This is a genomic window from Spiroplasma endosymbiont of Cleonymus obscurus (assembly GCF_964273375.1).
Lineage (GTDB): Bacteria > Bacillota_I > Bacilli_A > Mycoplasmatales > VBWQ01 > Spiroplasma_E.
In genome coordinates, this window is the sequence record NZ_CAXWWA010000002.1 from 350,279 (window position 1) to 376,423 (window position 26,145).

The window sequence follows — 26,145 nt, forward strand, 5'->3', positions numbered from 1 at the left end:
TTGATTCTCCTTCTATATTTAATTTAATAAAAATCTAATATAAATATTAATCTATATTAAATTAAGATGTTTATTAAACCATTAATGAATGATTTTCCAATCTTTAATTAGTAATTTTAAGGTTTATTTTAAATTACAAATATCATTTATAAGTTTTTTATTCATTATTTTGAAACAACTATTATATTTAAAATAATAGGTGTATAATTTAGTTAAAATTTATAGTGGTGTTTTCAATAGTGGTGTTTTCATGATAACTTTACAGCAAAATAAAATTAAAGAAATTAGTCAAATCATTGCTAATGGCGAAGTGGTTGCTTTACCAACAGATACAATTTATGGTCTTGTTTGTAAATTTAATGATGACAAAGCTATTAATAAAATTTATCAAATAAAAAAACGTGATTATACTAAAGAACTGCCAATTTTAGTTGCTAGTTGAGAACAAGCTAAAAGCATTGGTATAATTAGCGATCAATTACAGTCATTTTTAATAAATAATTTTAGTGCTGGTAAAGTTACTGTTATAGTTTTAAAACAACCTAGTTTAAACACATCATATTGAATAAATAAAAAGACAATAGCAATTAGAGTTAGTGCTTCACATTTTATTCAAAAATTAATTAAATTAACAGGGCCTTTAGTAGCTACAAGTTGTAATTTAAGTAATGAACAACCAATTAATGATTATCATAATATAAACTTGCCTAACTTAAGGTATAGAGTAGCAGGTGAGATTTTAACAAATAAACCATCAACTATTTTTAACAGTTTTAATGATAAAATTATTAGATAATAATTAGATAACAGTATTAAAAAAGGAGATAATACTATGAATTGATGAATAATTTTAATTATTATTGCATGCACAACAATATTGATTTTATTAATTGCACTAATTTTATTAATTAAAAAAAATAAACAAAAGAAAATATTAAAAATTACTAAAGATATAAATACTTTATATAAATACTTAAAATTAAAAAAAATAAATACTAAAGAATTACCAGTTTCAATAGAAAAAATTAAAGAAGATATTTATTATAGTGACAAAGTCATTTTGGGAAAGTATGAAGATCTTAATAAGATTTCTGGCCAAAATATTCTTTTAAAAACTGAATATAGTGATGCCAAAAAATTATTTTTACGTTATAAAATTAAAGACATTAATCTTATCAAATCATCAGATTTTATACCTTTAAATCAAATAGACTTGTTAATTTCACGAAATAATCTTTATTTTATTGATTCTTTTGAACTACAAATAATACCATTAGTTAATGTTAAAAGTATTACATTTTTTTGAGAAAAAAATAATTATATAAAAAATAAACAAAAATATATTGGTATTGAAATTAATTTTCAAAATAAACGTTTATTTTTTCTTTTTAATAAATATGAAGAAGCAATTAGTTTTGCTGTTCATGTTATTAGTTTATAACAATTATTATTTAATAATTAAAAATTTTGCTTTTTTTGTGAAAATGATATAATTATACAAAATATATTATTAGGAGCAAAATTATGGCAAAAAAACACTTTAAATTTAATACTTGAAAGTTTATTCAATTTACTGGCTTTTTTTTAATTACTTTAGGAATTATATTTTCTTTTTCTTCTTTTAAAATTAGCCTATTGTTATATTTTGGTTTAGTATCAGTATTAATAGGTTCTATTAATATTTTAATTTACTATATTTTTATTGGAACAAATAGTTATAAAAAATATTCAAGAAAACAAAATAATAATAAGTTAATAATCAAAAATAATTAAGAAATATAAAGTTAAAACTAAGAAGATTAGTTTTTTCGAGAGAATAATAGGTGAAAAACTATGAGAAAAATATTAAAAGTATTTAAAACGATGTTTTTAACGAGCATTATTTCTTTACCACTTATTGCATGTGATAAGGTAAATGATGCAAATCAAAAATATGTTGATATTAGTAATATTAATATGGAAGTTACTAATGCTCCTGTTGAATTAAATAAAGATATTTATAATACAGCTTTAATTAAATTTAAAACTAAAGTACAAACTGAAATTAATAAATTAGTTCCAGAAGGAAAAAAACCAGAAAATGGAACCGATTATAAAATAACAATTGTTAATCATAATGATATGTATGCTAAAATTGATAAATTTGAATCACTTGCTGTTAATGTATCTGCTTCAAATAATAGTAATTTTTTAAAAGGTAGTTTTATTGCTTGTGTAAAATTAGTATCAAAAGCTAAAGACATTAGTAATGTTAATATTGATAAGCAAGAAGAAAAAATTAAAATTAATACCACTACTTTTGGTGAAGCAATTGCTTTACGTTGTTTATCATTAATTGAAAGTAAAATTAATGCTATTGTTGCAACAGCAAAACAAGATAGTGACTATATTGTTAATGTAGAAGGTCATACTTTATCAGAATCTATTAAAACATTTGATGATGTTCATATTAATGTTAATGCTATTGAAGATGATTATCATTTTTTATTACATGGTAGTTTTAGTTTTGTCTTAGCTTTTGTTAAAGATTAATTTATATTATTTTGGGTAATAAAAAAGAAAACTTGATTTTCATTATTATCATAAAAATAAAGTAGTATAGTATGGGGTAAGCATGTCAGAAGTAGAAAAATTATTAACAATGAATTATGAAAATGTTTGTAATTTTTTAAAAAATAAATATGGATGTATTTCAAAAAAATATTTTTCAGATGCAACAATGTCTAAGAAATCACAAGGAATAACAAGGGGAAAAGAAGGTTTATATATTCATCATATTGATGAAGATAAAGCAATTTTGTTATCTACTCCCAAATGAGCTCAAAAGTCACCATTTTCATATCAATATGCTGATCGATTAGTTTATTGTAATTTACTAGAACATTTGGTTTTGCATATTAAAATTTTTGAATATCCTCATCCAAATAAACATAATTTTATGGAAGTTGGTGTTGGTGGAATTTATGCTTTTATTGTTCCTGAATTAAATGATATTTATAGTGGTATTCAATATAAAGAACAATTAAAACAGAAAGTTACTGAAGTTGTTTTACCATTAAAAGGAGATTATTTTAAATGTATTAAAAAATTAGTAGAACTTGGGTTTTCTTATCCTTTGCTTACTTCTTTTAATCATCAATTTGGTACATGAAATAATAGAAATAATAATAGGTTATATGAAGAAATGAAAAAAATGGGTGTTAAACAGTAACTTTTTTTTATTGTTATTTAATCATAAATAAAAAATGTTAGTAAATTACCAACATTTATTTTTATTAAGTTTATGAAAAAGTTAATTGACAATGATTTTGATTAATTATTGGTAATTGTTCACCATTAATACTTGTTATATCGTTATTTCTTAATAATGGAGTTCTTTCAGATATTTGTTGTTCGTTATTACTTTCAACATTAATATCAGAAATATTTGTTGGAAAACATTTATCATAAATATTTGAAATGGAAGTGCTAATTCCATATCCTAGTTTAGAACCTAAAAATGCTCCAATAAAAGTTGAATCTGTTATACTAACCATTATTCCAAAGAGTGCCATTCCTGCTTCTGGATCATATAAAGCTTCCTTATTTTTTGAAATTAAATCATAATAAAAATAACTTATGCCACTTAGCGCTGCACTACCACCTAATATTCCACCTGTATATGTAAAGTATTTTTGAATTTTTTTCATTTTTTCTCCTTTCAAAATAAAAAAACTATTTATTTTAAAATTAAAATAATAGTTTAAAAACTTGTATGAAGTTTTATCTTTTAATTTTAACATAAGATTTTTTTTGATAAAAATAAGACAAAAATTACTATTAATAGTTTATTGTAAATATATAATTTTCTATATCAATAAAAGAAATTTATTGAATTTATATTTTAGATTATAATTTTTTAAAATAAAAACAAAGTTATTAAAATAAAATTTATAAATTATATTTTTATTTAGTTAATTTTGAACTATAAGAATGTTATTAACAATTAAAAAAATAATTTTTGAATAAATCTTTTATCTTTTTTCGTTATTTTTATTGTTATTTTATTGATTTATAAATTAAAAGGCGTAAAATTTCATATTAGTATATATTTTAAATTATTGAAAATATACGCATTAAAGATAAAGGAGTGTTTTTAGTGGAAAGTAGTAAAAATCTGTTTATTGTTAATCATCCTTTAATACAAGATAAATTAACAAGAATTAGAAATCACTTAACCCAAAAAAAAGATTTCAAAGAGAATTTAAGCGAAATTGCAACGTTAATGGCTTATGAAGTATTTAAAGATATTCCTCTTGATGAAATTGAAGTTGAAACACCCATTACTAAAGTTATTGGTAAAACATTAACCAAGACAATCATTCTTTCTCCAATTTTAAGAGCAGGATTAGGGATGACAAATGGATTTGAGTATGTAGTACCTAATGCAATTATTAGTCATGTTGGTCTTTATCGTGATGAAGAAACTTTAAAACCACAAAAATATTTTTTTAAATATCCCAAAAATATTAAAAATATAAGTGATGCATTAGTATTTATCTTAGATCCAATGCTTGCTACTGGTGGTACTGCTGACGCTGCTATTAAAGAATTAAAAAAAGTAGGTTTTAAAAATATTACTTTAGTTTCCATTGTAGGAGCACCAGTAGCTATTAAGAAAATTAATCATAATCATCCTGATGTTAAGATTTTTTTAGCAGCGTTGGATAAAGAATTAAATGATGATGGTTATATTGTACCTGGATTGGGTGATGCTGGTGATCGAATTTTTGGAACTAAATAAATATTTTAATGAAAAAAATTAGAAATAACCTTTTTCTTTCAATACTTTTTACAATGTTATGCTATTGATTATTAATTAATGTAGGATTAATTATAACTGTTATAATTAATACAAACCATTGGTTATTAATTGCTGGATTTAATATTGGTTTTATAGGAAGTATGATTGGGTTATGCTTTTTATATTTATCGTCAAAATGATTAACCAGCGGAATACATTTAAAACAAACCTTAGCATATTTTGGATTCTTATTAAGAATGTTAATTTATGGTTCAATTATAGTTTTGAATATTTTCTTTAACTTTGCTAATATTTTTACTATAATTGCCGGAATGTCAATATTAATGGTTGCTACTATTACTGCAACATTATGTGTATATCAAAAAAATAACTTAAAAGAAGGAATTTAAATGGAAACTTTAGCTGGATTGGAAAGTTGGAATTATTTACAAATTATGCCACAATTGGTAACAATTTTGATAACAACAGTCTTTATCAGTGTTATTAGTTATATTTATTATTATAAAGTAAAACGAATGAAGCCTGATGAAGATCCAAGAGGTATTGTTTTAGTTGTTGAATTAATAATTAAATCAGTTGAAAAAATTGTTGTTGATGTTCTTGGTGTAAAGTATAAAAACCTGACAGTTTATTTGTTATATGTAATGGGTTATATTTTAATTGGTAATTGATTATCGATTATTGGTCTTGAACCACAGTCATCAATGTATACTGTTACTTTATCAATGGCATTAGTTACTTTTATTGGAATATATTATATTGCTATTAAATTTCAGAAACTTTTATTTTTTAAAAAATTTATTATTAACCCTCTAGAATTAATTACTCAATTTGCACCTTTGATTTCTTTATCTTTTCGTTTATTTGGTAATATTTTAGGTGGAAGTATTATTTTGGCAATGCTTTATGGGGTAACTGCTAATATTTGAAGTAATATCCCAATTATTGGTCAGATGAATTTATTAATTGGTGTAATTGGACCATTCTTACATATTTATTTTGATTTATTTGCTGGAAGTATTCAAGCCTTAATTTTTGGCACCTTAACTCTTGTTTATTGGAAGTTACAAATGGAGGAAGGAAGTTCTTATAAGGGAGAACTTACTATTAAATTACCAAAAAAACTTCGTAAACAACAAGCAATAAATCATGAAGAAGAAATTTATACCGAACGTTCAATTATGGAAAAAAAATAAAACACAAAAAGGAGAATTTATTTATTATGGAATTATTAACAACAGTAATGACACATGTCTTTCATTTTTTTAATCATTTAGCAGCTGATCCTAATGGATTGATGAATTTAAAGTTTGTTGGAGCTGGAATTTCAACTATTTCTTGTGCAGGAAGTGGAATTGGTCAAGGTTTTGCTGCTGGTAAAGCTGTTGAAGCGGTTGCTCGTAATCCTGAAGTAGAATCTAAAATTAGAACACAATTTGTTATTGGTGCAGCTATTGCCGAATCAGGTGCTATTTATGGATTAGTTGTTTCTCTAATTTTAATATTTGTAGCATAAGGTATTAAAAAATATTAAAAAGTAGGTGATTTTATGAATTTTAATTTCAATGATTTAGTATCAGGTGATGATATTGTTAATCAATTATTTCCCAATCTTCCTGTTTTTATTGCTCATATTTTTGCAACATTAATTTTATTAATGGTACTTTGAAGATGAGTTTATGCTCCGTTTCGTAAGGCTTTACATTCGCGACATTTAGTAATTAAAGAAAAACTTGATGATGCTGCTTGCAAGCAATCATTAGCTAATCAAGATCGTGGTGAAGCTAGTCAAATATTAAAAGCTGCTAAAATTGAAGCTCAGGAAATTATTGCTAATGCACAAAATGATGGTTACAATAAGCGTAAACAAATTATTGATAAAGCGCAAGAAGAGAGTATGCGTATTACTAATCAATCAAATCGTGATTTAGTTCGTGCTCGTAAAGAGGCAGAAGCAAAGATTAACGAAGAAATCAAAGTAGTAGCATTAGAAGCAGCTAAAAAAATTATTGGTGCTGAAATGAATGCTAAAAAACATGAACAATTAATTACTGATTTTATTAAGAATTTGGAATAGTGGTGAAGTTAAATGATAGATGAAGGATTAGCTAATCAATGAAGTAATGGTCTTTTGCAATTAGCAAGAGAAATAAAAAAAATTACTCAATTTGCTGAAGAAAGTAATAAATTAATTGATATTTTTACTACTTATCCAGAATTTATTGATATTACTAGTAGTAGTAATATAACTATTGAAACACGTAAACAAATTATTAGTGAAACTTTTAAAAATCATATTGAACCATATATGTTAAATTTTTTCTTTTTGTTGATTGATGAACATCATTTCCAGTGTGTTCGTTTCATTTTAAAAGAATTTCGCAAATTATGTAATGAATATCAAGATGTAAACTATGGCATTATTTATTCAGTAATAGAACTTTCAAACCAACAAATAAATCAAATAAAATTGAAAATTGAGAAAGTCATTAAACATAAGATTAAAGTCGTTAACAAGATTGATAAATCATTAATTGGCGGTATTAAAGTTAAAGTACGGAATCAAGTTTTTGATGGTTCCGTTAAAGGTCAAATTGATCAATTAAAACAAGAATTATTAAGTCATGAATAGAGGTAAAACAAATGTCCTTAAATGTTAATCAAATTTCAGAAATTATAAAAAGCCAAATTAAAAATTATGGTAAAAAAATTAGTGCTAATGAGGAAGGCATTGTTGTTACTGTCGGTGATGGAATTGCGCTAATTCATGGTTTAGATAAGGCTGTTAATGGTGAATTAGTATTTTTTCCTAAAAGTAATATTTATGGTATGGTTTTGAGTTTAGAAGAAACTGCTGTTGGTGTTACTTTAATGGGGGATGACACAGGTATCAAAGAAGGAGATATTGTTAGTAGAACAGGTAATGTTGTTGAAACACCAGTTGGTAATATGCTTTTAGGAAGAGTTGTTAATGCACTAGGGCAAAAGATTGATGGTAAAGGTCCAATTAAAACTACGAAAACTAGACCGATTGAAAGAATAGCGCTGGGTGTGATGACTAGAAAATCTGTATCAGAACCTTTAGCAACAGGATTATTATCAATTGATGCAATGATTCCGATTGGCAAAGGTCAAAGAGAGTTAATAATTGGTGATCGTCAAACTGGAAAAACAACGATTGCTATTGATACTATTATTAATCAAAAGGGTAAAAATGTCTTTTGTGTTTATGTTGCTATTGGTCAAAAAGCTTCAACTGTTGCTCAAATTGTTGATAAATTAACACAACTAGGGGCAATGGAGTATACAACTATTGTTGCTGCTACTGCTAGTGAAGTTGCTCCTTTGCAATATATTGCTCCTTATACAGGAGTAACTATTGCCGAAGAATGAATGGAAGAAGGTAAAGATGTCTTAATTGTTTATGATGATTTGAGTAAACATGCAGTGGCCTATCGTGCTATTTCCTTATTATTAAGACGACCACCAGGAAGAGAAGCTTATCCAGGAGATGTTTTTTATCTTCATTCACGTTTATTAGAGCGTGCAGCTAAATTAAATGAAAAACATGGTGGTGGGAGTATTACTGCCTTACCTATTATTGAAACACAAGCCGGTGATATTTCTGCATATATTCCTACTAATGTTATTTCAATTACTGATGGTCAAATTTTTTTAATGTCAGAATTATTTAATGCCGGAATTCGTCCAGCAGTTGATGTAGGTTTATCAGTTTCACGGGTAGGTTCATCAGCACAAATTAAAGCAATAAAACAAGCAGGTGGAACATTAAAATTAGAATTAGCACAATTTCGTGAATTACAAGCTTTTTCACAATTTGGTTCTGATTTAGATGAAAATACTAGAGCTGTTATTGAACATGGTAAACGTGCCATTGAAATTTTAAAACAAAAACAAAATGAACCATTAAATCAAATTGATCAAGCAATTATTTTATTAGCAATTAAAAATAAGGCAATTAAATGATTACCAGTAGAAATGATGGATTCTTTTAAAAAGGAAGTAATAACTTATTTTCAAAAACAACAACGAAAAAGTTATTTAAAGTTACAGCAAGATCAAGCATTTAGTGAAGAGTTACAAGTGAGCATTAGTCAAGGCATTATGCAGGTTGTTTATAATTTGACTAATAAGCTAAATGACTATAATCCTAAAATATATGGTAGTCTTGAAGAATGGGAAACACTAATTAAAACATTCAAATAATGTATTAGGAAGGTAAGGTGAAATATCATGGCTCAAAGCATGGAACAAATTAGACAAAAAATTAAATCTGTTAATACTAGTTATAAAATTACTAAAGCAATGCAACTAGTATCAACAGCTAAATTAAAAAAAGTAGGTAAAAGAATTGAGATGATTAAACCTTATTATTCTGAAGTTTATGATACATTCAATCAACTAATACCTAAATTAAGTAATTCAATTTATTTAAAAACAAAGGATCAAGTTATTAATAAAACAATATGAGTTGTTTTTAATTCTAATTTAGGATTATGTGGTGGTTTTAATAATAATTTAAATAAATTAGTACTAGAACAATATCAACCACAAGATGAAATAGTTGTTATTGGTAGTAAAGGAGTTTCATACTTTACTAATCATCATTGTAAAATTATGCAATTTTATACTGAAATTAACATTCAATCATCATATAATGAGTCGCAAGAGATATCTTTGTTGTTACTTTCTAAGTTTAATAATAAAGAAACTGATGCTATTAAAATTGCATATACAAAATATGTAAATACGGTAACAACAATTCCAACAATTATTGATTTATTACCAATTGTTTCTATTAAAACTAATCAAGAAAGTAATTTAATTCAAACTGATTTTGAACCAGACGCTAATACTGTTATTAATAGTGCTATTCCTTTATATGTTAGTGCCATTGTTTATGGTGCATTAGTAGAATCACAAGTGTCAGAGCAAGCATTACGAAGATTAGCAATGGAAAATGCTTCAAATAATGCCAAAGAAATGAAAGATAAATTATTAGTAAGTTATAATCGTGCCCGTCAAGGTGCTATTACCCAAGAAATTTCAGAAATTATTGGTGGCGCTGATGCCCAATCATCATAATAAAGGAGTAAACTAAAATGAAAAATGCAACTAGTAAAAAATCTATAACAATTAAAGAAAAAAATGTTAGTGATAAAAATTCTTTAAAAAAAGATAACACTAAAGTTATTGCTAAAGTAAAAGCAAAAGTGACTAAAAAAGTAGTTAATAGCAAAGAAAGTGTTAAAACTAGTAAACAATTACCAACTAAACGAAATATTGGAAAAATTGTTCAAATTTCAGGTCCAGTTATTGATATTCGTTTTAATGATAATAGTTTACCTAATTTAAATAATGCTATTAGTATTGATAATAATGGTCAAAAATTAATTGTTGAAGTTGCAAAACATATTGGTGATGATAGTGTTCGTTGTATTTCAATGGGTCCAACTGAAGGATTACTACGTGGTCTTGAAGCAGTTGATTTAGGAATACCAATTAGTGTTCCTGTTGGTGAAGAAGTTTTGGGTAGACTTTTTAATGTATTGGGTGAAGTCATTGATGATGGTAAAGAACTTAAAACTAAATTAAAATATCCTATTCATCGTACACCTCCTAGTTTTGATGAATTACAATCAAAATCTGAAATTTTAGAAACAGGAATTAAAGTTATTGATTTATTAGCACCTTATGCTAAAGGTGGAAAAATTGGTTTATTCGGTGGAGCTGGAGTTGGTAAAACAGTTTTAATTCAAGAATTAATTAATAACATAGCTAAAGAACATGGTGGTATTTCTGTCTTTTCAGGAGTTGGCGAAAGAACACGTGAGGGTAATGATTTATATTATGAAATGCAAGAGTCAGGTGTTATTAGTAAAACTGCTTTAGTGTTTGGTCAAATGTCAGAACCACCAGGTGCTAGAATGCGTGTTGCATTAACTGGTTTAACAATTGCTGAATACTTCCGTGATGAAAAACAACAAGATGTATTATTATTTATTGATAATATATTTCGTTTTACACAAGCTGGTAGTGAAGTATCAGCTTTATTAGGAAGAATGCCTTCAGCAGTAGGGTACCAACCAACATTATCGACAGAAATGGGTGCTTTACAAGAACGTATTGTATCAACAACACGTGGTTCTATTACATCTGTACAAGCAGTATATGTACCAGCTGATGATTTAACTGATCCAGCTCCTGCGACAACATTTACTCACTTGGATGCCAAAATTGTTTTAGATCGTAATATTGCTGCTTTAGGGCTTTATCCTGCTGTTCATCCTTTACAATCTTCATCAAGAATGTTAGATCCTGCTATTGTTGGTCAGGAGCATTATGATGTTGCGCAAAGAGTTATTGAAACAATTCAACGTTTTTCTGAATTAGAACCAATCATTGGTATTTTAGGAATGGATGAGTTGAGTGAAGAAGATAAAAAAATAGTAGCTAGAGCAAGAAGAATTCGTAATTTTTGTTCACAACCATTTCATGTTGCTGAAAAATTTTCGGGTTTAAATGGTATTTATATTCCGATTAGTAAAACTGTTAATAGTTTTAAACAAATTTTAGATGGTGAATGTGATGATTTACCAGAGCAAGCGTTTTTATATGTAGGAACTATTGAACAAGCAATTGAAAAGGCAAAGAAATTGAGATAATTGAAGGTGATAGTATGGCATTAAATCTTAAAATTATTACTCCTGATGGTATTTTTTTCGATGGAGAAGTACAGTGAGTTAATGTTAAAACAACTGAAGGCTATGTTGGTATTCTTGAATGGCATACACCTTTGATTGCTAATATTCAAATATCGAAAATGTCATTTAAAATTAAAGAAAAAATTCGTAATTTAACGATTTCTGGTGGACTTTTGGTAACTGATTTACATATGGTTCGTATTATTAGTGATAAAGTTGAATATACATCAATTTTAAAAGAGCAAGAAACAAAGGTATTTGATGAGCGTATTAAAAGGGTTAGTGGAGGTTAATAAATATGCATGATTCACATTTAATAAAATGAATAATTGAAATAAGTATTTATCTTTTTAGTTTTATTGCTAGCGGATTTGCTGTAAGAACCTGTTTAAAATCTTTTCAATAAAATTGAAATAAAGGTAAGAACAACCATTTGTAAGCTAGTATTTAATTTTTTTTTCACAATTTTTTCATAATCTTCTGCATTTTTCTAATCATGCAAAACTTCGTTCTACAACTCATCTTTTTGGTAATACTACAAAAGAATGTAATTCATTACGTTTTATAACTTCAACATTTGCATTTATAATTGTTTTAATTTTAGAAGCAAATTTTTCACCAGTATAACCAGCATCTACTAGTATTTTTTGAACTGCAGAAAGATTCTCTTTTTCATTTTCAATCATTATTATAGCACTGTTACGATCTGTTTTTTCTGCTGTGGTTATGTAAATTGCATGTGGTAAACCTTGAGAATCAACAGCAATATGACGCTTTATTCCTGAAATCTTTTTACCAGCATCATAACCTTTGTTTTTAGTAGTATCTGTATTTTTAACACTTTGTGAATCAATTATACAAAAACTAGTTTGTTCTTTTCTACCATTATTGATACGAAATGCCATGACTAATTTTTTTTAAAACTAATTGTAATACACTAGGTTCTTTACCATTATTTTTACTTCAAACTTGAAAATAATAATATACAATTTGTCATTTTGGAAAATCTTTTGGTAACATTCTTCATTGACAACCACTTTTTAATACATATAAAACTGCACAAAATACTTCATATAAATCTAAGCTTCTTGGTTTAGTTCTCTTTTTAGTATTTTCTAAAATTGATTTTATATTTTCAAATTGCTCTTTGCTAACATTACTAAGATAATTTTTACGCATATATACCTCTTATCTTAAAATATATAATCATTTTACCCTATTTCTCTAAAAGATTTTAAACAGGTTCTAAAAGCAATTCCTTTTAATAAATTTCTTGATCATAAAAGAATAAAAGAATCATGAATTTTATATATGTTAACAACTTTAGTTTTTACTTATTGTATTGGTACGTTAATTATTAAATTTATTGGTTTAGATATTTGGTTTAATTTAAATTAATACTTAAAATTAAAAAAAATAGTAAGTGTTTTAAAATATTTACTATTTTTTTAATTACAATATATTATTAAAATTTATAGTAGTTATTGATAATACCTATATATATTATAAAATTTCTCCGAAATTACTATTATAGTAGTAAAAAAATCGTTTTTATTTATTTTATTGTTGTTTTTACTATTATATATATATAATATTTTTATCTGTATAGAATAAAATTCTCATCTGTATAGAACAATATAGGATGGAGGTGAGAAAATGAGTAAATTTTTTCATAGTAAACAAACAACTCCTGAGGATAAGAAAAATCCTAGTTTTACTTTTAAAGGAACTTTTAATAAATTAGGTGGCAAAATGTTTGGTAAAATGCAAAACTTATCAAGAGCCATTGTTTTACCAATAGCCACATTACCAATAGCTGGCTTATTGTTAGGAATTGGTGGTGGAGTTGCTAGTGCTTTAAAGCAATTACCTAATCATGATAGTCTTGTTGGTATTATTAATATTTTTTCAATTATGCAATCAGCTGGAAACGTTGTTTTTGCTAATTTAGGATTGATTTTTGCTATTTCTATTGCTTTTGGTTTTGCAAAAGCTAGTAAAGGTGTAGCTGCTCTTTCTGGATTTATTACTTTTATTGTTATGACTTCAGTTATTAGTGGCATGTTTTTTTGAAATCCTAAAACAGGAATGTTGGGATTTGATCCATGAGGTTTAGGTGAAGGTGCAAAGATTACTCCAGAAAGTGGTAAATCTTCTGGTTTATTTTCTTCTGTCTTAGGATTATTTCCTACGTTTGATACTTCAGTTTTAGGTGGCATTCTTGTTGGTTGATTAGTATCAGTTGTTCATAATCATTCATACAATATTCGTATGCCAAGAGTATTAGCTTTTTTGGTGGTGAACGTTTTGTGCCAATTTTAGCTGTTTTTGTTGGAATAGGAATGGGATTAGCTTTTTTCTTTATTTGACCAATGTTATTAATTGCTTTTAGAGAAATTGGTAATGGCTTAGCAGCTGGTATGAATACAGGTCAACTTACTGATGGACAGTTAACTGGTGATAATTTTCATCCAACAGTTGGTGGAGCATTTATTGCAATGTTTTTTGGAATTATTGAACGTTTATTAATACCAACAGGATTGCATCACGTTCAATATGCACCTTTCTGATATACTGGAATTGGTGGTACGTGAACTAATGGATCTGACACATTTGTAGGAGCGTACAATATTTTCTTTGGACAATTTGCTTCTAATGCAGTAGGACACATGAATCAAACACCAGGAACAATGTTTATGAGTGGGTGATTTGCATATATGCAATATGGTTATCCATTTGCAGCGCTTGCTATGTGAATGTTAGCACGACCAGAAAATAAAAAAATGGTTGGTGGTATTTTAGGATCTGCTGCTCTAACTTCTTTCTTAACAGGAGTTACAGAACCATTGTTGTTTTCATTCTTATTTGTAGCACCATTATGTTTTGTTTTCCATGCATTTATGGCAGGAATTAGTTTTATGATGGCGTATTTATTAAATATAGTTTGGATGGGTTACACTTATTGGACACTAATTACGTAGACAAGTGAACAAATTAGTTAAAAGAAAGGAAATATAATTATGGCCAATATTAACTCATATAATGATGAATTTAAAAAACAAATAGTATCTTTATATCAAAATGGCAAATCAGTATCTTGCCTTGCTAAAGAATACAACGTTACAAGAGCAGCTACTTATAAATGAATTAAGCAATTTACAAATTCAGGCAGTTTTAAAACTAAAGATAATCTTTCGGATTTAGAAAAACAATTAATTCAAGCAAATAAAGAATTAAAACAATTAAGAATGGAGAATGATATTTTAAAGCAAGCAGCACTAATAATAGGCAGAAAGTAGAGATTATTACAAATAATAAATCTAAATATAAAATTCGTCCAATTTGTCGTTTTTTAAAACTTTCTAAATCAACATATTATTTTAATTTAAAGAAAAAAGAAGATAAAATCAAAAATAATATGTATGATGAAGCTGTTATTAGTGTTTTTAAACAAAATAAAGAAGTTTATGGAACAAGAAGATTAAAAGTCAGTCTAGAAAATAAAGAAATTTATTTATCACGCAAAAAAATTAAAGAAATTATGAATCAGCATAATTTAATATCAAAATACACTAAATTATCATTTAAAAATCATCATAACAAAGTCAATGATAGCCAAATAAGCAATCTTGTGAATAGAAACTTTAATAATAGGCTTAAAAATGAAGTTATTGTTAGTGATTTAACTTATGTTCAAGTTAATGGTAAGTGAAACTATATTTGCTTATTAATCGACCTATTTAACCGCGAAATTATTGGACATAGTGTGTGTAGGTACTAAAAAAGATGCATCATTAGTATATCAAGCATTTATGCAATCAAATCGCTGTTTAAAAGATATTCAAATATTTCATAGTGATCGCGGTAATGAATTCAATAATAAAACTATTGATAAACTTTTATTAGCATTCAATATTACCCGTTCTTTAAGCAAAAAAGGTTGTCCTTATGATAATGCTGTTGCTGAAGCAACTTTCAAAACTTTCAAAACTGAATTTATTAATGATAAAAATTTTACATCATTAATCCAATTAAAATTAGAATTATTTGATTATATCAATTGATACAACAACATACGAATCCACAGCACTTTAAACTACCTAACTCCAGTTAAATATCATGAAAAAATGTCTACCAAAAAATAGTCCTAAAAAGGGTTGCCATTCCAAACAAATTCAATCTTTTATGTTATCACAAATTCAATCATTGACAGAAAATCAAATTTCATTTTTTACACCTTTGCAAATTCAATCTTTTAAACCAGAACAAGTTTCATTTTTTACAAAAGAGCAAATTTCTTGATTTACAGAAAAGCAAATTTCATCATTTACAGAACAACAAATTCCATACTTTACAAAAGAGCAGATTCAAGAGTTGACAATGGAACAGATTCAATCTTTAATAGGCCAACAAATTCAATCGTTTACAAAGGAGCAAATTCCAATTTTTACAGATATGCAAATTCAATGGTTTAGAGCTGACCAACGTAAATTTTTTAAAGTAATAAGAATTCCAATTATTAATAAACTAAAAACTAGTTCATTAATAATTAAAGAAAATCAAATTTTTGTAGAAGAGAAAATTAGAAAAAAAAGTAATCAATGAAGTTTTAAAAAAATTTGATTTTTAGTTATTAGTTTTTTTTCACAACAACTTCAATATTTAGTTTATTTTATATTTTTAAAAAAAATAAAAATCAACTTAGAAAAAAAATCAAATTAAAAAAAGAAGATAATTTTAATGAAAATAGTTTAAATAAAATGTTAGAATCTAAAATTAATTTTATTGAACTTACAAAATCAGAAATTAACAAGGAATCTTTTAATAAAAGTAATATTAAATCATATAATAATCAAGTTTTTTATAGTAATTAAAATAATTATAGTAAATTATTTTTTCTAACTTCGAAGAGAAAGAAAAAAATATAATATAAATACAATTTTTTTTGGGTACTAAGTTTTCTAAGTTTTTTTATGTTAAAATAATAAAGATTTTATTACTTTACAAGTAATAATAAGTATAAGTAATAATAAAGAAAAAAATGGTGATTTACTTTATGTGAGATCGTAAAATTTTACGAAAAATTAATAAACAAGTTAAGGCAATAATTAGCCTTGATGAAACAATGAGAAAAATTAAAGATGAAGAATTAGCAAATAAAACAGTTGAATTCAGAACCAGATTGGCAGAAGGTGAGACTTTAGATGATATTTTAGTTGAAGCTTTTGCGACAATTAGAGAAGCAGCACGAAGAATTAGTGGATTACATCCATATCCTGTTCAATTAATTGGTGGTATTGTTCTTCATAATGGTGATGTTGCTGAAATGCGAACTGGTGAAGGAAAAACTTTAACTGCTGTGATGCCAATTTATCTAAATGCTTTAAGTAGTAAAGGTGTTCATGTTATTACTGTTAATGAATATTTGGTGGCAAGAGATGCTGAATTAAATCGACCAATTTTAGAATTTTTGGGAATTACTATTGGCGTTAGTCTTCGTGATCATTCTACTAATCAAAAACGTGAAGCGTATTTAAAAGATGTTACATATACAACTAATTCGGAATTAGGCTTTGATTATTTGCGTGATAATATGGTTAAGGTTTATCCAGAAAAAGTTCAACGTCAGCTTAATTATGCTATCATTGATGAGGCGGACTCTGTTTTAATTGATGAATCAAGAACACCTTTAATTATTTCTGGTGGTTCAAAAAATCGTACTCCTTTATATCAAGCATCAGATGTTTTTGCAAAAACTTTAATACCTGAAGATTATAAAATTGATTGAGAATCACGTCAAATTGCATTAACAGTAACGGGTGTTAATAAAGCTCAAAAACAGTTTAATTTAAAAAATTTATTTGATATTGATAACTCGGAATTATTTCATCATATTCAAAATGCACTTCGTGCTAATCATGTTTTCAAATTAGATGTAGAATATGTTGTTAAAGATGGTGAAATTGTGCTAGTTGATCAGTTTACTGGTAGATTAATGCCTGGTAGAGTATATAGTGATGGACTTCATCAAGCTTTACAGGCTAAAGAAAATGTTACAATTCAACAAGAAACAACAACAGTAGCTACTATTACTTATCAAAACTTTTTCCGTTTATATAATAAATTAAGTGGTATGACAGGAACTGCTAAAACCGAAGAAGAAGAATTTGTAAAAATTTATAATATGAGAGTAATTAAGATTCCTACTAATAAACCAATTATTCGAGAAGATAAACCCGATCATGTTTTTGCTTCATTAAATGCTAAATTTAAATCTTTAATTGCAGAAGTTAAAGAACGACATACTAAAGGACAACCAATTTTGATTGGTACTGCTAATGTTGATGTATCAGAACGAATTGCTAATATGTTAACTTTGGAAGGAATTAAGCATGAGATTTTAAATGCTAAAAATCATGCTCGTGAAGCTGATATTATTGCTAGAGCTGGTGAAAAAGGATCAATTACTTTAGCAACTAATATGGCAGGACGTGGAACTGATATTAAACTTGGTAAGGGTGTTATTGAACTTGGTGGCCTTGCTGTATTAGGTACCGAAAGAAACGAAGCACGAAGAATTGATAATCAATTACGTGGAAGAGCCGGAAGACAAGGTGATCCTGGATTTTCACGATTTTATGTTTCAATTGAAGATGATTTGATGTTACGTTTTGGTGGTGAAAAATTAAAAAAAGCTTTTGCAAGTTTAGGTGAAGACTATATTAGATCAAAAATGTTAACTAGATCAATTACTAGAGCACAACAAAAAATTGAAGGTATGAATTTTGATGCACGAAAAAACTTATTAGATTATGATAATGTTATTGCTCAGCATCGTGAAGCTACATATCATCAACGTGATAATATTTTACTTGCTGATGATTTATTAGATTTAATCAAAAATATGCACAGAACAGTAGCACGTGATTTACTAAATATTTTTAATAAAGTTGTTGGTAGAGAACAGTTTATTGATTATGATGAATTAGTTAAAGGTATTGAAAATAAATTAATTAAGCCTAATGATTTAATAGCAGAAAAGTTAAATCGATTAAGTACTGAAGAAAATATTGATTTAATTGTTGAAAAATCTTATAATTTTTATCTTGAAAAAAGAGAAAAGTTAAATGATGTTATTATAAAACAAATTGAAAATAGTGTTATTTTACAAACTTTTGATCAATATTGAATTAATCACATTGATGCTTTAAGTAAACTGCGTGCAGGAATCCATTTGCGTGGTTATGCGCAGTTAAATCCCTTACAAGCTTATATTGAGGAAGCTTCAAAATTATTTAATCGTATGAAAATCGATGTTGCTCATCAAGTTATTATTATGTTACATAGCATTGATCCAGAACAACATCAGGTCCGTGGTGGTCAAGATGTATTGGATACAGTATTAGCAAGTAATGTTGAAACTAAAACTAAAATTGGATAATCAATCTTTGGTAATGTTTAGTAATCTGTGTAACTTACAAAAATAACTATGTTTAATTAATTCTAGTAAATATAATTAAATGACTAGAAAGAGTGAGTTACAGATGGCTAAAAAAGATAACTTTAATAATAATGATCCAATATCAAAAGCAGTAGATTTATTATTAGAAAATACTGAAGATTTAACAACAGTTTTTAAAGAAGGGGGTTTATATAAAGAATTAACAAAACGTTTAGTTGAAAAAATGTTGAATTCTGAGATGCAAAATTATTTAGGATATGAAAAAAATCAACATAGTAATAGTGACAATGCTCGTAATGGTATAAGTTCAAAAAAATTAATAACTCAACAAGGTAAAATTGAGATTGATGTACCACGAGATCGTAATAGTAATTTTACTCCTGTAATAGTGCCAAAAAGACAGAGAAGATTTGATGGTTTTGATCAACAAGTTCTTTCCTTATATGCAAAAGGTATGACATTATCAGATATTAGAATGCAGTTACAAGAGTTATATCAGGGTGCTGATATTAGTGAAAGTATTATTAGTCACAAATTACTGATGATGTGATTGATGATGTCAAAGCATGACAAAATAGACCATTAGAAGGCATTTATCCTATTGTTTATTTTGATTGTATAGTAGTTAAAGTACGACAAGATAAACGCATTATTAACAAATCAGTTTATATAGCTTTAGGAGTTGATTTAGAAGGTAAAAAAGATGTTTTAGGTTTATGAATTAGTGAAAATGAAGGTGCTAAATTTTGATTAGCAAATTTAACAGAAATGAAAAATCGTGGCTTAAATGATATTCTTATTGCCTGCAGTGATAATTTAACAGGCATGTCAGAAGCAATACAATCAGTTTATCTTAAAACAGAACATCAATTATGCATAGTTCATCAAATTAGAAATAGTTTGAAATATGTCTCATATAAGCATAGAAAATCTCTAGTTGCAGATTTAAAACCAATTTATACTGCATGTAGTGAAGAACAAGCAATGCAGGCTTTAGAATCCTTTGAAAATAAGTGAAATAAACACTATCCTCAAATTGCTAAATCTTGATATAAAAATTGAGATAATTTAATGGTTTTTATTAGTTATCCTGCAGAAATTAAAAGAGTGATTTATACAACAAATTCTATTGAATCTGTAAATAGTCAATTACGAAAAATTATCAGAAATAAAAAAGTTTTTCCTAATGATATGGCAGTTTTTAAAATATTTTATTTAGCAATTGAAAATATAACAAAAAAATGAACAATGCCCATTCAAAATTGAAATACAGCAATTGCTCATTTTATGATAAAATTTGAAGATAGAATTAATCTAAACTAGTACTTTGTAAAACAAAGATACACAGATTACATAAAAGCCTCCAATCTTTATTTAAAAAACTAAGTATTAAAATACTTAGTTTTTTAAATATGTTTTTTTATTCTATTTGATTTTTTTTCTTTATGTTTTCATGACTTCTTTTTAAATATGTTTTTATTTTTTTTACTGTCATAAGTGACTGAAGTTGTTCAATGGGGGAAATTATTACCTTTAGTAACAACATTACTATTATTCATGGGTACTAAATTTTTAATATAATTAGTTCCATCTGCTGTGGTGGGGCGTTCATAAACAATAGTTCAATTTAAACTTTCAATTGGATCATTAAGCTTCGGTTGTGCAATAAAATTATGTCAAAACATTAAGGCACCCGCATAATCTCGACGGTATAATTGTGGATTAAAATTATTAATAATTTTTCCTTTATTTCATACTTCTTCAATTTGTTGTGGTGTTCATATTGTTTCTTCTTCATTATTTGTTGAAGAAGTTATGTTTTGATTAATTTCATTTTGTGAATATAGTGCTTTTGCTTCTAGTAACATATATTTCTTTTTTCTACTTTTTTTAATAAAGCATATACAAGAAATTATTAAAACTATAAAATAAAAAAATTCTAATCCTCATGGAATAATGAAAAATAGTTTTTTCCGAATAGTTATCGTAGAAGAAAATTTATAAAAAGCAACATATCCGCCAAAGGAAAAAAATAAAATTGATCCAATAATAAAAAATAATGATATTCATAACATAATTCTAGTTAATATTAAGGAAATAAAATCATTATTTTTTAAAAAAATAAAAGGAAAGGCAACAACACCTAAAATTATGAAACCAAAACCCAATACTGCAATTGTCAGAGTTGGAAAAGTTAAATTGAATTTAAAAAATTTCTTAGTGATTAAATTATCAATAAGGATTAATAAATCAGTAGTTTCTCTTTTAAAGAAAATAATTCATAAAACTCAACTAATTAGTAAAGTTACACTTGTTAATCATGAAAAAATTATAATCATTCAATTATTATAATAGTTAATACTTTTCTTTGTTGAATAATTATCATCAACAGTTTCTTTAAATATCTTTTTTTTCATTTTTAAAAACCTTATAATATTTTATTGTTAATCAATTCTATTAATTTTTCTTTTTTCATAATATCTCTCCAAAACTAACTTATTATTTTTGTGTATATTTTGTTACTGTATTATTGAATGCTTGTTGATAACATTTACCACTGCAATATATAAATTTATCACGATATAAAGAGTCAAATGTATATTCTTTCTCACATGATGAAATATAGCATTTAGTTGTAATAATTGGCATAATCTAATTAACCCCCTTTAAATTTATATTATACATTTTACATGATTTCTGTTTTATCATTTTATTAATTATTTTTTTATATTTTAAGTGTTTTATATATTAAAATTTATATTATTTTAAATAGTGCAATAGATTTAGTTAATAAGTTATTAGTATACAATTTTATGAAAAAAGTGTTAAAAAATAATTAAAAGTATGTAAAATATATTTATTTTCTTAAACTTAAGAAGTTATTGGTAAAAATTGAGGAGGATTAATTTAATAATAAAAAATAGTTTCAATTTAAAAATAGTTTAGTTATCGGTGAACATTTTGCAAGTACATTGATAACTTTTTATTTAATTTAAATTTAAAGATAATTGTAATGCTTTGTTTTTTTATAACTTATTGTTTATTTATTTTTTTAAAAAATACTAAAATATATTTATCTTCTTAAATTTTAAGAAGTTATTGGAGAAAACTTGGAGGGTGATTAATTATGAAATCATTATTGGAATGGCAACCCTTTTTAGGACTATTTTTTGGTAGACATTTTTTCATGATATTTAACTGGAGTTAGGTAGTTTAAAGTGCTGTGGATTCGTATGTTGTTGTATCAATTGATATAATCAAATAATTCTAATTTTAATTGGATTAATGATGTAAAATTTTTATCATTAATAAATTCAGTTTTGAAAGTTTTGAAAGTTGCTTCAGCAACAGCATTATCATAAGGACAACCTTTTTTGCTTAAAGAACGGGTAATATTGAATGCTAATAAAAGTTTATCAATAGTTTTATTATTGAATTCATTACCGCGATCACTATGAAATATTTGAATATCTTTTAAACAGCGATTTGATTGCATAAATGCTTGATATACTAATGATGCATCTTTTTTAGTACCTACACTATGTCCAATAATTTTGCGGTTAAATAGGTCGATTAATAAGCAAATATAGTTTCACTTACCATTAACTTGAACATAAGTTAAATCACTAACAATAACTTCATTTTTAAGCCTATTATTAAAGTTTCTATTCACAAGATTGCTTATTTGGCTATCATTGACTTTGTTATGATGATTTTTAAATGATAATTTAGTGTATTTTGATATTAAATTATGCTGATTCATAATTTCTTTAATTTTTTTGCGTGATAAATAAATTTCTTTATTTTCTAGACTGACTTTTAATCTTCTTGTTCCATAAACTTCTTTATTTTGTTTAAAAGCACTAATAACAGCTTCATCATACATATTAGTTTTGATTTTATCTTCTTTTTTCTTTAAATTAAAATAATATGTTGATTTAGAAAGTTTTAAAAAACGACAAATTTGACGAATTTTATATTTAGATTTATTATTTGTAATAATCTCTACTTTCTGCCTATTATTAGTGCTGCTTGCTTTAAAATATCATTCTCCATTCTTAATTGTTTTAATTCTTTATTTGTTTGAATTAATTGTTTTTCTAAATCCGAAAGATTATCTTTAGTTTTAAAACTGCCTGAATTTGTAAATTGCTTAATTCATTTATAAGTAGCTGCTCTTGTAACTGACATGGATGATTTGCTAAAAATTCAGGATTTGAAAATGATCCTAACAAATGACCCAAATTTAAAAATTAAAATTTTAAAATAATAAATATTTTTTTGTGCCATTTTATTTAATTAGTAAAGTCACTTGCTAATTAGCATTAGCAATATTTTTGCTTTTAGTTGTAATTTTAATTAGATAAAATTTAATATTATTGTAAAATTAAAATAAACAATAGAGGAGTCATAATTATGGCAAGTAAATTTTATGCAGTAAAAAAAGGTAGAGTCATTGGAATATTTGAAAACTGGAATGAATGTGAAACACAAATTAGAGGTTATGCTGGTGCTCAGTATAAAAAATTTGCAACTAAAAAAGAAGCTCAAGATTATTTAGATGATAAAATTCAAATAAAATCTGAAAATCACTATAAATATGAAGTAATAGCATATACTGATGGTAGTTTTAAAGAAGAAATTAATCAATTTTCTTATGGACTTGTTTTCTTAAATAATGGCAAAAAAGATATATTTTATGAAAAATTTGATGATGAAAATTGAGCAAAATTAAGAAATGTTGCTGGAGAAATAATGGGTGCACAAAAGGCAATGCAGTTAGCTTTGGAAAATAATATAAAATCAATTTTAATTTGTCATGATTATGTTGGAATTAGTAAATGATGTACTGGTGAATGAAAAACTACTAAAGTAGAAACAAAGGCATATAAAGCATTTTATGATAAAATAGCAAAAGATGTTAATGTTTATTTTAAATGAGTTAAAGGTCATAGTGGTAATATATATAATGATGAAGCAGATGCTCTTGCTTGAAAAGCATTTAATTTAAAAAAAATGTCTAAACCAATAATTTAAATGTTAAAAAGGTGGTAAATAACATGATTAATAAAAAAATAATATTAGCAACTTGTTTAGGAAATATTATTGGAGGTAGTTTGTTTACTCTTTCTGATCTATATCAAAAAAGAGAACAAAATATTCTTGAATTTGATATTATTTCAAGCTATAACAGTGCTTTCAGGATGTTTTACTGGTGCTCTTTTTGGTTTTATTTCAGGTCTTTTTTGTTGTTTAAATGATGAAGAAGATAATGGTGATTATAGAGAATTTTTTGAAAGTCAACAAATCATTGATAACACTCATTCTTTTCAATCTTCAAACGAATTTGCGCCTTTATTGCAAGAATATATTCTTGAAATTAATGATGAACAATTCATTCCTAATAATAATGCAGATCTTGTTTTTAATCCTCGTTTAGTTTATTAAACATAATAAAATTATTCAAAAAATTTAATACCTTGATCATTAATTATTTTATTAATATCAATTTTATTATTAAGGATGTCTCTAATTTTTAAATCGATAGTATTAGCACAATATAAATTAATAATTTCTCTAGTTTTATTATCGTTTAATTGAGTTGGAAAAAAGCGACTTTCAGCTTGCTCATTTTCGGTTGGGTTTAATTCACGATCTAGAAAAATCATAACATCACCTTTATCTAATGTGATACCAACATTAGTAGATTTAATATTACATAAAATAATTTTAACTTTTTTACTTTGAAAATCACTAATAGTTTTAAGCCTTTGTTCATGATTTACTTTACCAGTAATTAATTGATGATTTAATTTATGTTTATCTAAAATGTTACTTAAAATGTTAATTCCTTTATCACTAAAACTACTATAAATAATAATTGAATCATTTTCATTATCATGTAAGTAGTCTAGTAGTCAATTAAATTTTGCTCCTAATTCTTTCATTCCCTCATTAATAGGTGTTGAACAAATAGTTCTTAATTTCGTAAATATTTGTAAAAAAGTTATTTTAGATTTTTTATTATAAAATAATTCTTGTTTCATAGTTTCAAGAGTATCATAATAAATTGCGGTTTGTGCTTTGGGCATAGTTAAAATTAAATCATTTTTAATAATTTTTGGCATTTCATTACGTACATCAATTTGTTTGCGCATAATTGATATTTTTTTAACTAAATAATCAAATTCTGCTGCTAGTTGTGGTTTAACATTTGGTTTTGGTATATTAATAGTTACAAAATTGGTAATACGTTTTCTAATTATTCCAAAATAACGAGCAACAAAATCTCAATAATCAATATTTTTATATAGTTTATTATCAATAATTTTTAATATACCAAAAATATCACTAGGATGATTATTGGCAGGGGTACCAGTTAAACAAAAAACTGATGATACTTTATTTGCAACTTCCAAAATTGTTGAACTTTGTGCAGTTTTATAGTTTCTTAAAAAATGTGCTTCATCAATAACTAATGTAAAATCAAATTTAGTTAATAATTTATTTTTTATATCATTTTTAAAAGTGTTTTTAGAAACTACTAAAATACAATTATTACTATTTTTAAATTGATTATATTTTTCTGTTCGCACTTTAGTAATAGTATCTTTAATAGTAATACAATTATAGGTAGTTCATTTTTTAATTTCAGGAACCCATGTTAATAAAATAGTTGACTTAGGAACAACAAATAATATTTTATTAGTTTTCATTTCTGATAATGCTGTTAAAATAGTTGGTGTTTTCCCAGTACGCATTTCATTAAATAAGCCAAATCTTTTATTTGCTTTTAAAATTGCAACATCAACACGTTGATAATGTCTTAGTTTAGGATTACCTGGATAATCATTTAAGTTTTTTTCTTGTTGGATTTTTTTTCATGATATTAGTGAGTGTTCATATATTTTTTTTAATTTATCATTATTATTTGTATATTTAAGTAGTATTTCAAGAGCAAACGGAGTATTAAATATTTTAAATTCATTGGTATTATTGATATCAATAATACCTAGTGCATTTAAAATTTCTTTTTTATTTTTTTTCACTTTAATTGTAATATGTTCATTATTAAAACTTATGATTTCTAACATTATTTAACCTACTTTAGTGTTTGTATATGATATTAAATATTATAATAAAATTAATATAAA

At 25.5% G+C, this 26,145-nt stretch carries 25 protein-coding genes and 4 pseudogenes; 22 read left to right on the plus strand and 7 right to left on the minus strand.

The annotated features are described in order from the left end of the window. Positions 1-250: 250 nt before the first annotated feature. The 5 genes from ACI2WJ_RS02480 to ACI2WJ_RS02500 all read left to right on the plus strand — a co-directional run bounded on the left by ACI2WJ_RS02480 (position 251) and on the right by ACI2WJ_RS02500 (position 3,211). Positions 251-796 (plus strand): L-threonylcarbamoyladenylate synthase, encoded by a 546-nt coding sequence (locus tag ACI2WJ_RS02480; protein WP_338958325.1) that lies wholly within the window; start codon positions 251-253, stop codon positions 794-796. 36 nt (positions 797-832) lie between these two features. Beyond that, positions 833-1,441 (plus strand): hypothetical protein, encoded by a 609-nt coding sequence (locus ACI2WJ_RS02485; protein ID WP_338958323.1) that lies wholly within the window; start codon positions 833-835, stop codon positions 1,439-1,441. An 83-nt stretch (positions 1,442-1,524) separates the two neighbouring features. After that, positions 1,525-1,773, plus strand: a complete 249-nt coding sequence (locus ACI2WJ_RS02490) for a hypothetical protein (RefSeq protein WP_400254737.1) — start codon at positions 1,525-1,527, stop codon at positions 1,771-1,773. A 60-nt stretch (positions 1,774-1,833) separates the two neighbouring features. Next, positions 1,834-2,532: a hypothetical protein gene (locus ACI2WJ_RS02495; protein WP_400254738.1), complete on the plus strand. Its 699-nt coding sequence runs from the start codon at positions 1,834-1,836 to the stop codon at positions 2,530-2,532. A gap of 82 nt (positions 2,533-2,614) precedes the next feature. Continuing rightward, positions 2,615-3,211 (plus strand): hypothetical protein, encoded by a 597-nt coding sequence (locus ACI2WJ_RS02500; protein WP_400254739.1) that lies wholly within the window; start codon positions 2,615-2,617, stop codon positions 3,209-3,211. A gap of 70 nt (positions 3,212-3,281) precedes the next feature. Here the strand turns inward: ACI2WJ_RS02500 and ACI2WJ_RS02505 are convergent, their stop codons facing one another. Beyond that, on the minus strand, positions 3,282-3,689 hold the full coding sequence (locus ACI2WJ_RS02505; protein WP_338980295.1) for a hypothetical protein: 408 nt from the start codon (positions 3,687-3,689) through the stop codon (positions 3,282-3,284). A gap of 449 nt (positions 3,690-4,138) precedes the next feature. Between ACI2WJ_RS02505 and upp the strand changes: the two genes are divergently transcribed. The 10 genes from upp to ACI2WJ_RS02555 are packed head-to-tail and all read left to right on the plus strand — an operon-like array spanning position 4,139 to position 11,822. Beyond that, on the plus strand, positions 4,139-4,783 hold the full coding sequence (gene upp, locus ACI2WJ_RS02510; RefSeq protein ID WP_308699596.1) for a uracil phosphoribosyltransferase: 645 nt from the start codon (positions 4,139-4,141) through the stop codon (positions 4,781-4,783). A gap of 53 nt (positions 4,784-4,836) precedes the next feature. Beyond that, on the plus strand, positions 4,837-5,193 hold the full coding sequence (locus ACI2WJ_RS02515; RefSeq protein ID WP_174480965.1) for a hypothetical protein: 357 nt from the start codon (positions 4,837-4,839) through the stop codon (positions 5,191-5,193). Continuing rightward, positions 5,194-6,000: a F0F1 ATP synthase subunit A gene (locus ACI2WJ_RS02520; RefSeq protein ID WP_400254740.1), complete on the plus strand. Its 807-nt coding sequence runs from the start codon at positions 5,194-5,196 to the stop codon at positions 5,998-6,000. A gap of 26 nt (positions 6,001-6,026) precedes the next feature. Continuing rightward, positions 6,027-6,320 carry an ATP synthase F0 subunit C gene (atpE, locus tag ACI2WJ_RS02525; RefSeq protein ID WP_281749185.1) on the plus strand — a complete coding sequence of 98 codons (294 nt, stop codon included), beginning with the start codon at positions 6,027-6,029 and terminating at the stop codon, positions 6,318-6,320. A gap of 33 nt (positions 6,321-6,353) precedes the next feature. Then, on the plus strand, positions 6,354-6,881 hold the full coding sequence (gene atpF, locus ACI2WJ_RS02530; protein ID WP_281749184.1) for a F0F1 ATP synthase subunit B: 528 nt from the start codon (positions 6,354-6,356) through the stop codon (positions 6,879-6,881). A 12-nt stretch (positions 6,882-6,893) separates the two neighbouring features. Then, positions 6,894-7,436 carry a F0F1 ATP synthase subunit delta gene (locus ACI2WJ_RS02535; RefSeq protein ID WP_400254741.1) on the plus strand — a complete coding sequence of 181 codons (543 nt, stop codon included), beginning with the start codon at positions 6,894-6,896 and terminating at the stop codon, positions 7,434-7,436. Between the two features lie 11 nt (positions 7,437-7,447). Beyond that, on the plus strand, positions 7,448-9,031 hold the full coding sequence (gene atpA / locus ACI2WJ_RS02540; protein WP_281749182.1) for a F0F1 ATP synthase subunit alpha: 1,584 nt from the start codon (positions 7,448-7,450) through the stop codon (positions 9,029-9,031). 27 nt (positions 9,032-9,058) lie between these two features. Further along, positions 9,059-9,910, plus strand: coding sequence for an ATP synthase F1 subunit gamma (gene atpG / locus ACI2WJ_RS02545; protein ID WP_400254742.1), 852 nt, complete (start codon positions 9,059-9,061; stop codon positions 9,908-9,910). Between the two features lie 17 nt (positions 9,911-9,927). After that, the gene (gene atpD / locus ACI2WJ_RS02550; RefSeq protein ID WP_338958299.1) at positions 9,928-11,490 is read left to right on the plus strand and encodes a F0F1 ATP synthase subunit beta; all 1,563 of its coding nucleotides are present in this window, start codon (positions 9,928-9,930) and stop codon (positions 11,488-11,490) included. Positions 11,491-11,504: 14 nt separating this feature from the next. Then, on the plus strand, positions 11,505-11,822 hold the full coding sequence (locus ACI2WJ_RS02555) for a F0F1 ATP synthase subunit epsilon (RefSeq protein WP_174480958.1): 318 nt from the start codon (positions 11,505-11,507) through the stop codon (positions 11,820-11,822). 95 nt (positions 11,823-11,917) lie between these two features. Here ACI2WJ_RS02555 and ACI2WJ_RS02560 read toward each other — a convergent pair. Next, positions 11,918-12,708, minus strand: a pseudogene (locus ACI2WJ_RS02560) (IS5 family transposase). Positions 12,709-13,293: 585 nt separating this feature from the next. Between ACI2WJ_RS02560 and ACI2WJ_RS02565 the strand changes: the two are divergent. The 5 genes and pseudogenes from ACI2WJ_RS02565 to ACI2WJ_RS02585 all read left to right on the plus strand — a co-directional run bounded on the left by ACI2WJ_RS02565 (position 13,294) and on the right by ACI2WJ_RS02585 (position 20,314). Then, positions 13,294-14,510: pseudogene (locus ACI2WJ_RS02565) on the plus strand (PTS transporter subunit EIIC). A 39-nt stretch (positions 14,511-14,549) separates the two neighbouring features. Further along, a pseudogene (locus ACI2WJ_RS02570) lies at positions 14,550-15,674 on the plus strand (IS3 family transposase). A 40-nt stretch (positions 15,675-15,714) separates the two neighbouring features. Beyond that, the gene (locus ACI2WJ_RS02575; protein WP_400254743.1) at positions 15,715-16,251 is read left to right on the plus strand and encodes a hypothetical protein; all 537 of its coding nucleotides are present in this window, start codon (positions 15,715-15,717) and stop codon (positions 16,249-16,251) included. Between the two features lie 334 nt (positions 16,252-16,585). Then, on the plus strand, positions 16,586-18,970 hold the full coding sequence (secA, locus tag ACI2WJ_RS02580; RefSeq protein ID WP_400254744.1) for a preprotein translocase subunit SecA: 2,385 nt from the start codon (positions 16,586-16,588) through the stop codon (positions 18,968-18,970). A 103-nt stretch (positions 18,971-19,073) separates the two neighbouring features. Beyond that, positions 19,074-20,314 (plus strand): annotated as a pseudogene (locus ACI2WJ_RS02585) (IS256 family transposase). 83 nt (positions 20,315-20,397) lie between these two features. Here the strand turns inward: ACI2WJ_RS02585 and ACI2WJ_RS02590 are convergent. The 4 genes from ACI2WJ_RS02590 to ACI2WJ_RS02605 all read right to left on the minus strand — a co-directional run bounded on the left by ACI2WJ_RS02590 (position 20,398) and on the right by ACI2WJ_RS02605 (position 23,182). Next, on the minus strand, positions 20,398-21,408 hold the full coding sequence (locus tag ACI2WJ_RS02590) for a hypothetical protein (RefSeq protein WP_400254745.1): 1,011 nt from the start codon (positions 21,406-21,408) through the stop codon (positions 20,398-20,400). 82 nt (positions 21,409-21,490) lie between these two features. Beyond that, positions 21,491-21,640, minus strand: coding sequence for a hypothetical protein (locus ACI2WJ_RS02595; RefSeq protein ID WP_281748502.1), 150 nt, complete (start codon positions 21,638-21,640; stop codon positions 21,491-21,493). Positions 21,641-22,154: 514 nt separating this feature from the next. Further along, on the minus strand, positions 22,155-23,063 hold the full coding sequence (locus ACI2WJ_RS02600; protein WP_400255234.1) for an IS3 family transposase: 909 nt from the start codon (positions 23,061-23,063) through the stop codon (positions 22,155-22,157). After that, positions 22,997-23,182, minus strand: coding sequence for a transposase (locus ACI2WJ_RS02605; RefSeq protein WP_400254746.1), 186 nt, complete (start codon positions 23,180-23,182; stop codon positions 22,997-22,999). The genes ACI2WJ_RS02600 and ACI2WJ_RS02605 overlap by 67 nt, the downstream gene beginning before the upstream one ends. 225 nt (positions 23,183-23,407) lie before the next feature. Between ACI2WJ_RS02605 and ACI2WJ_RS02610 the strand changes: the two genes are divergently transcribed. Then, positions 23,408-24,028 carry a ribonuclease H family protein gene (locus ACI2WJ_RS02610; RefSeq protein ID WP_339039162.1) on the plus strand — a complete coding sequence of 207 codons (621 nt, stop codon included), beginning with the start codon at positions 23,408-23,410 and terminating at the stop codon, positions 24,026-24,028. A 126-nt stretch (positions 24,029-24,154) separates the two neighbouring features. Then, positions 24,155-24,439 (plus strand): hypothetical protein, encoded by a 285-nt coding sequence (locus ACI2WJ_RS02615; RefSeq protein ID WP_400254747.1) that lies wholly within the window; start codon positions 24,155-24,157, stop codon positions 24,437-24,439. Between the two features lie 11 nt (positions 24,440-24,450). Here ACI2WJ_RS02615 and ACI2WJ_RS02620 read toward each other — a convergent pair whose 3' ends face one another. Then, positions 24,451-26,085 carry a DEAD/DEAH box helicase gene (locus tag ACI2WJ_RS02620; RefSeq protein ID WP_400254748.1) on the minus strand — a complete coding sequence of 545 codons (1,635 nt, stop codon included), beginning with the start codon at positions 26,083-26,085 and terminating at the stop codon, positions 24,451-24,453. Positions 26,086-26,145 lie beyond the last annotated feature (60 nt).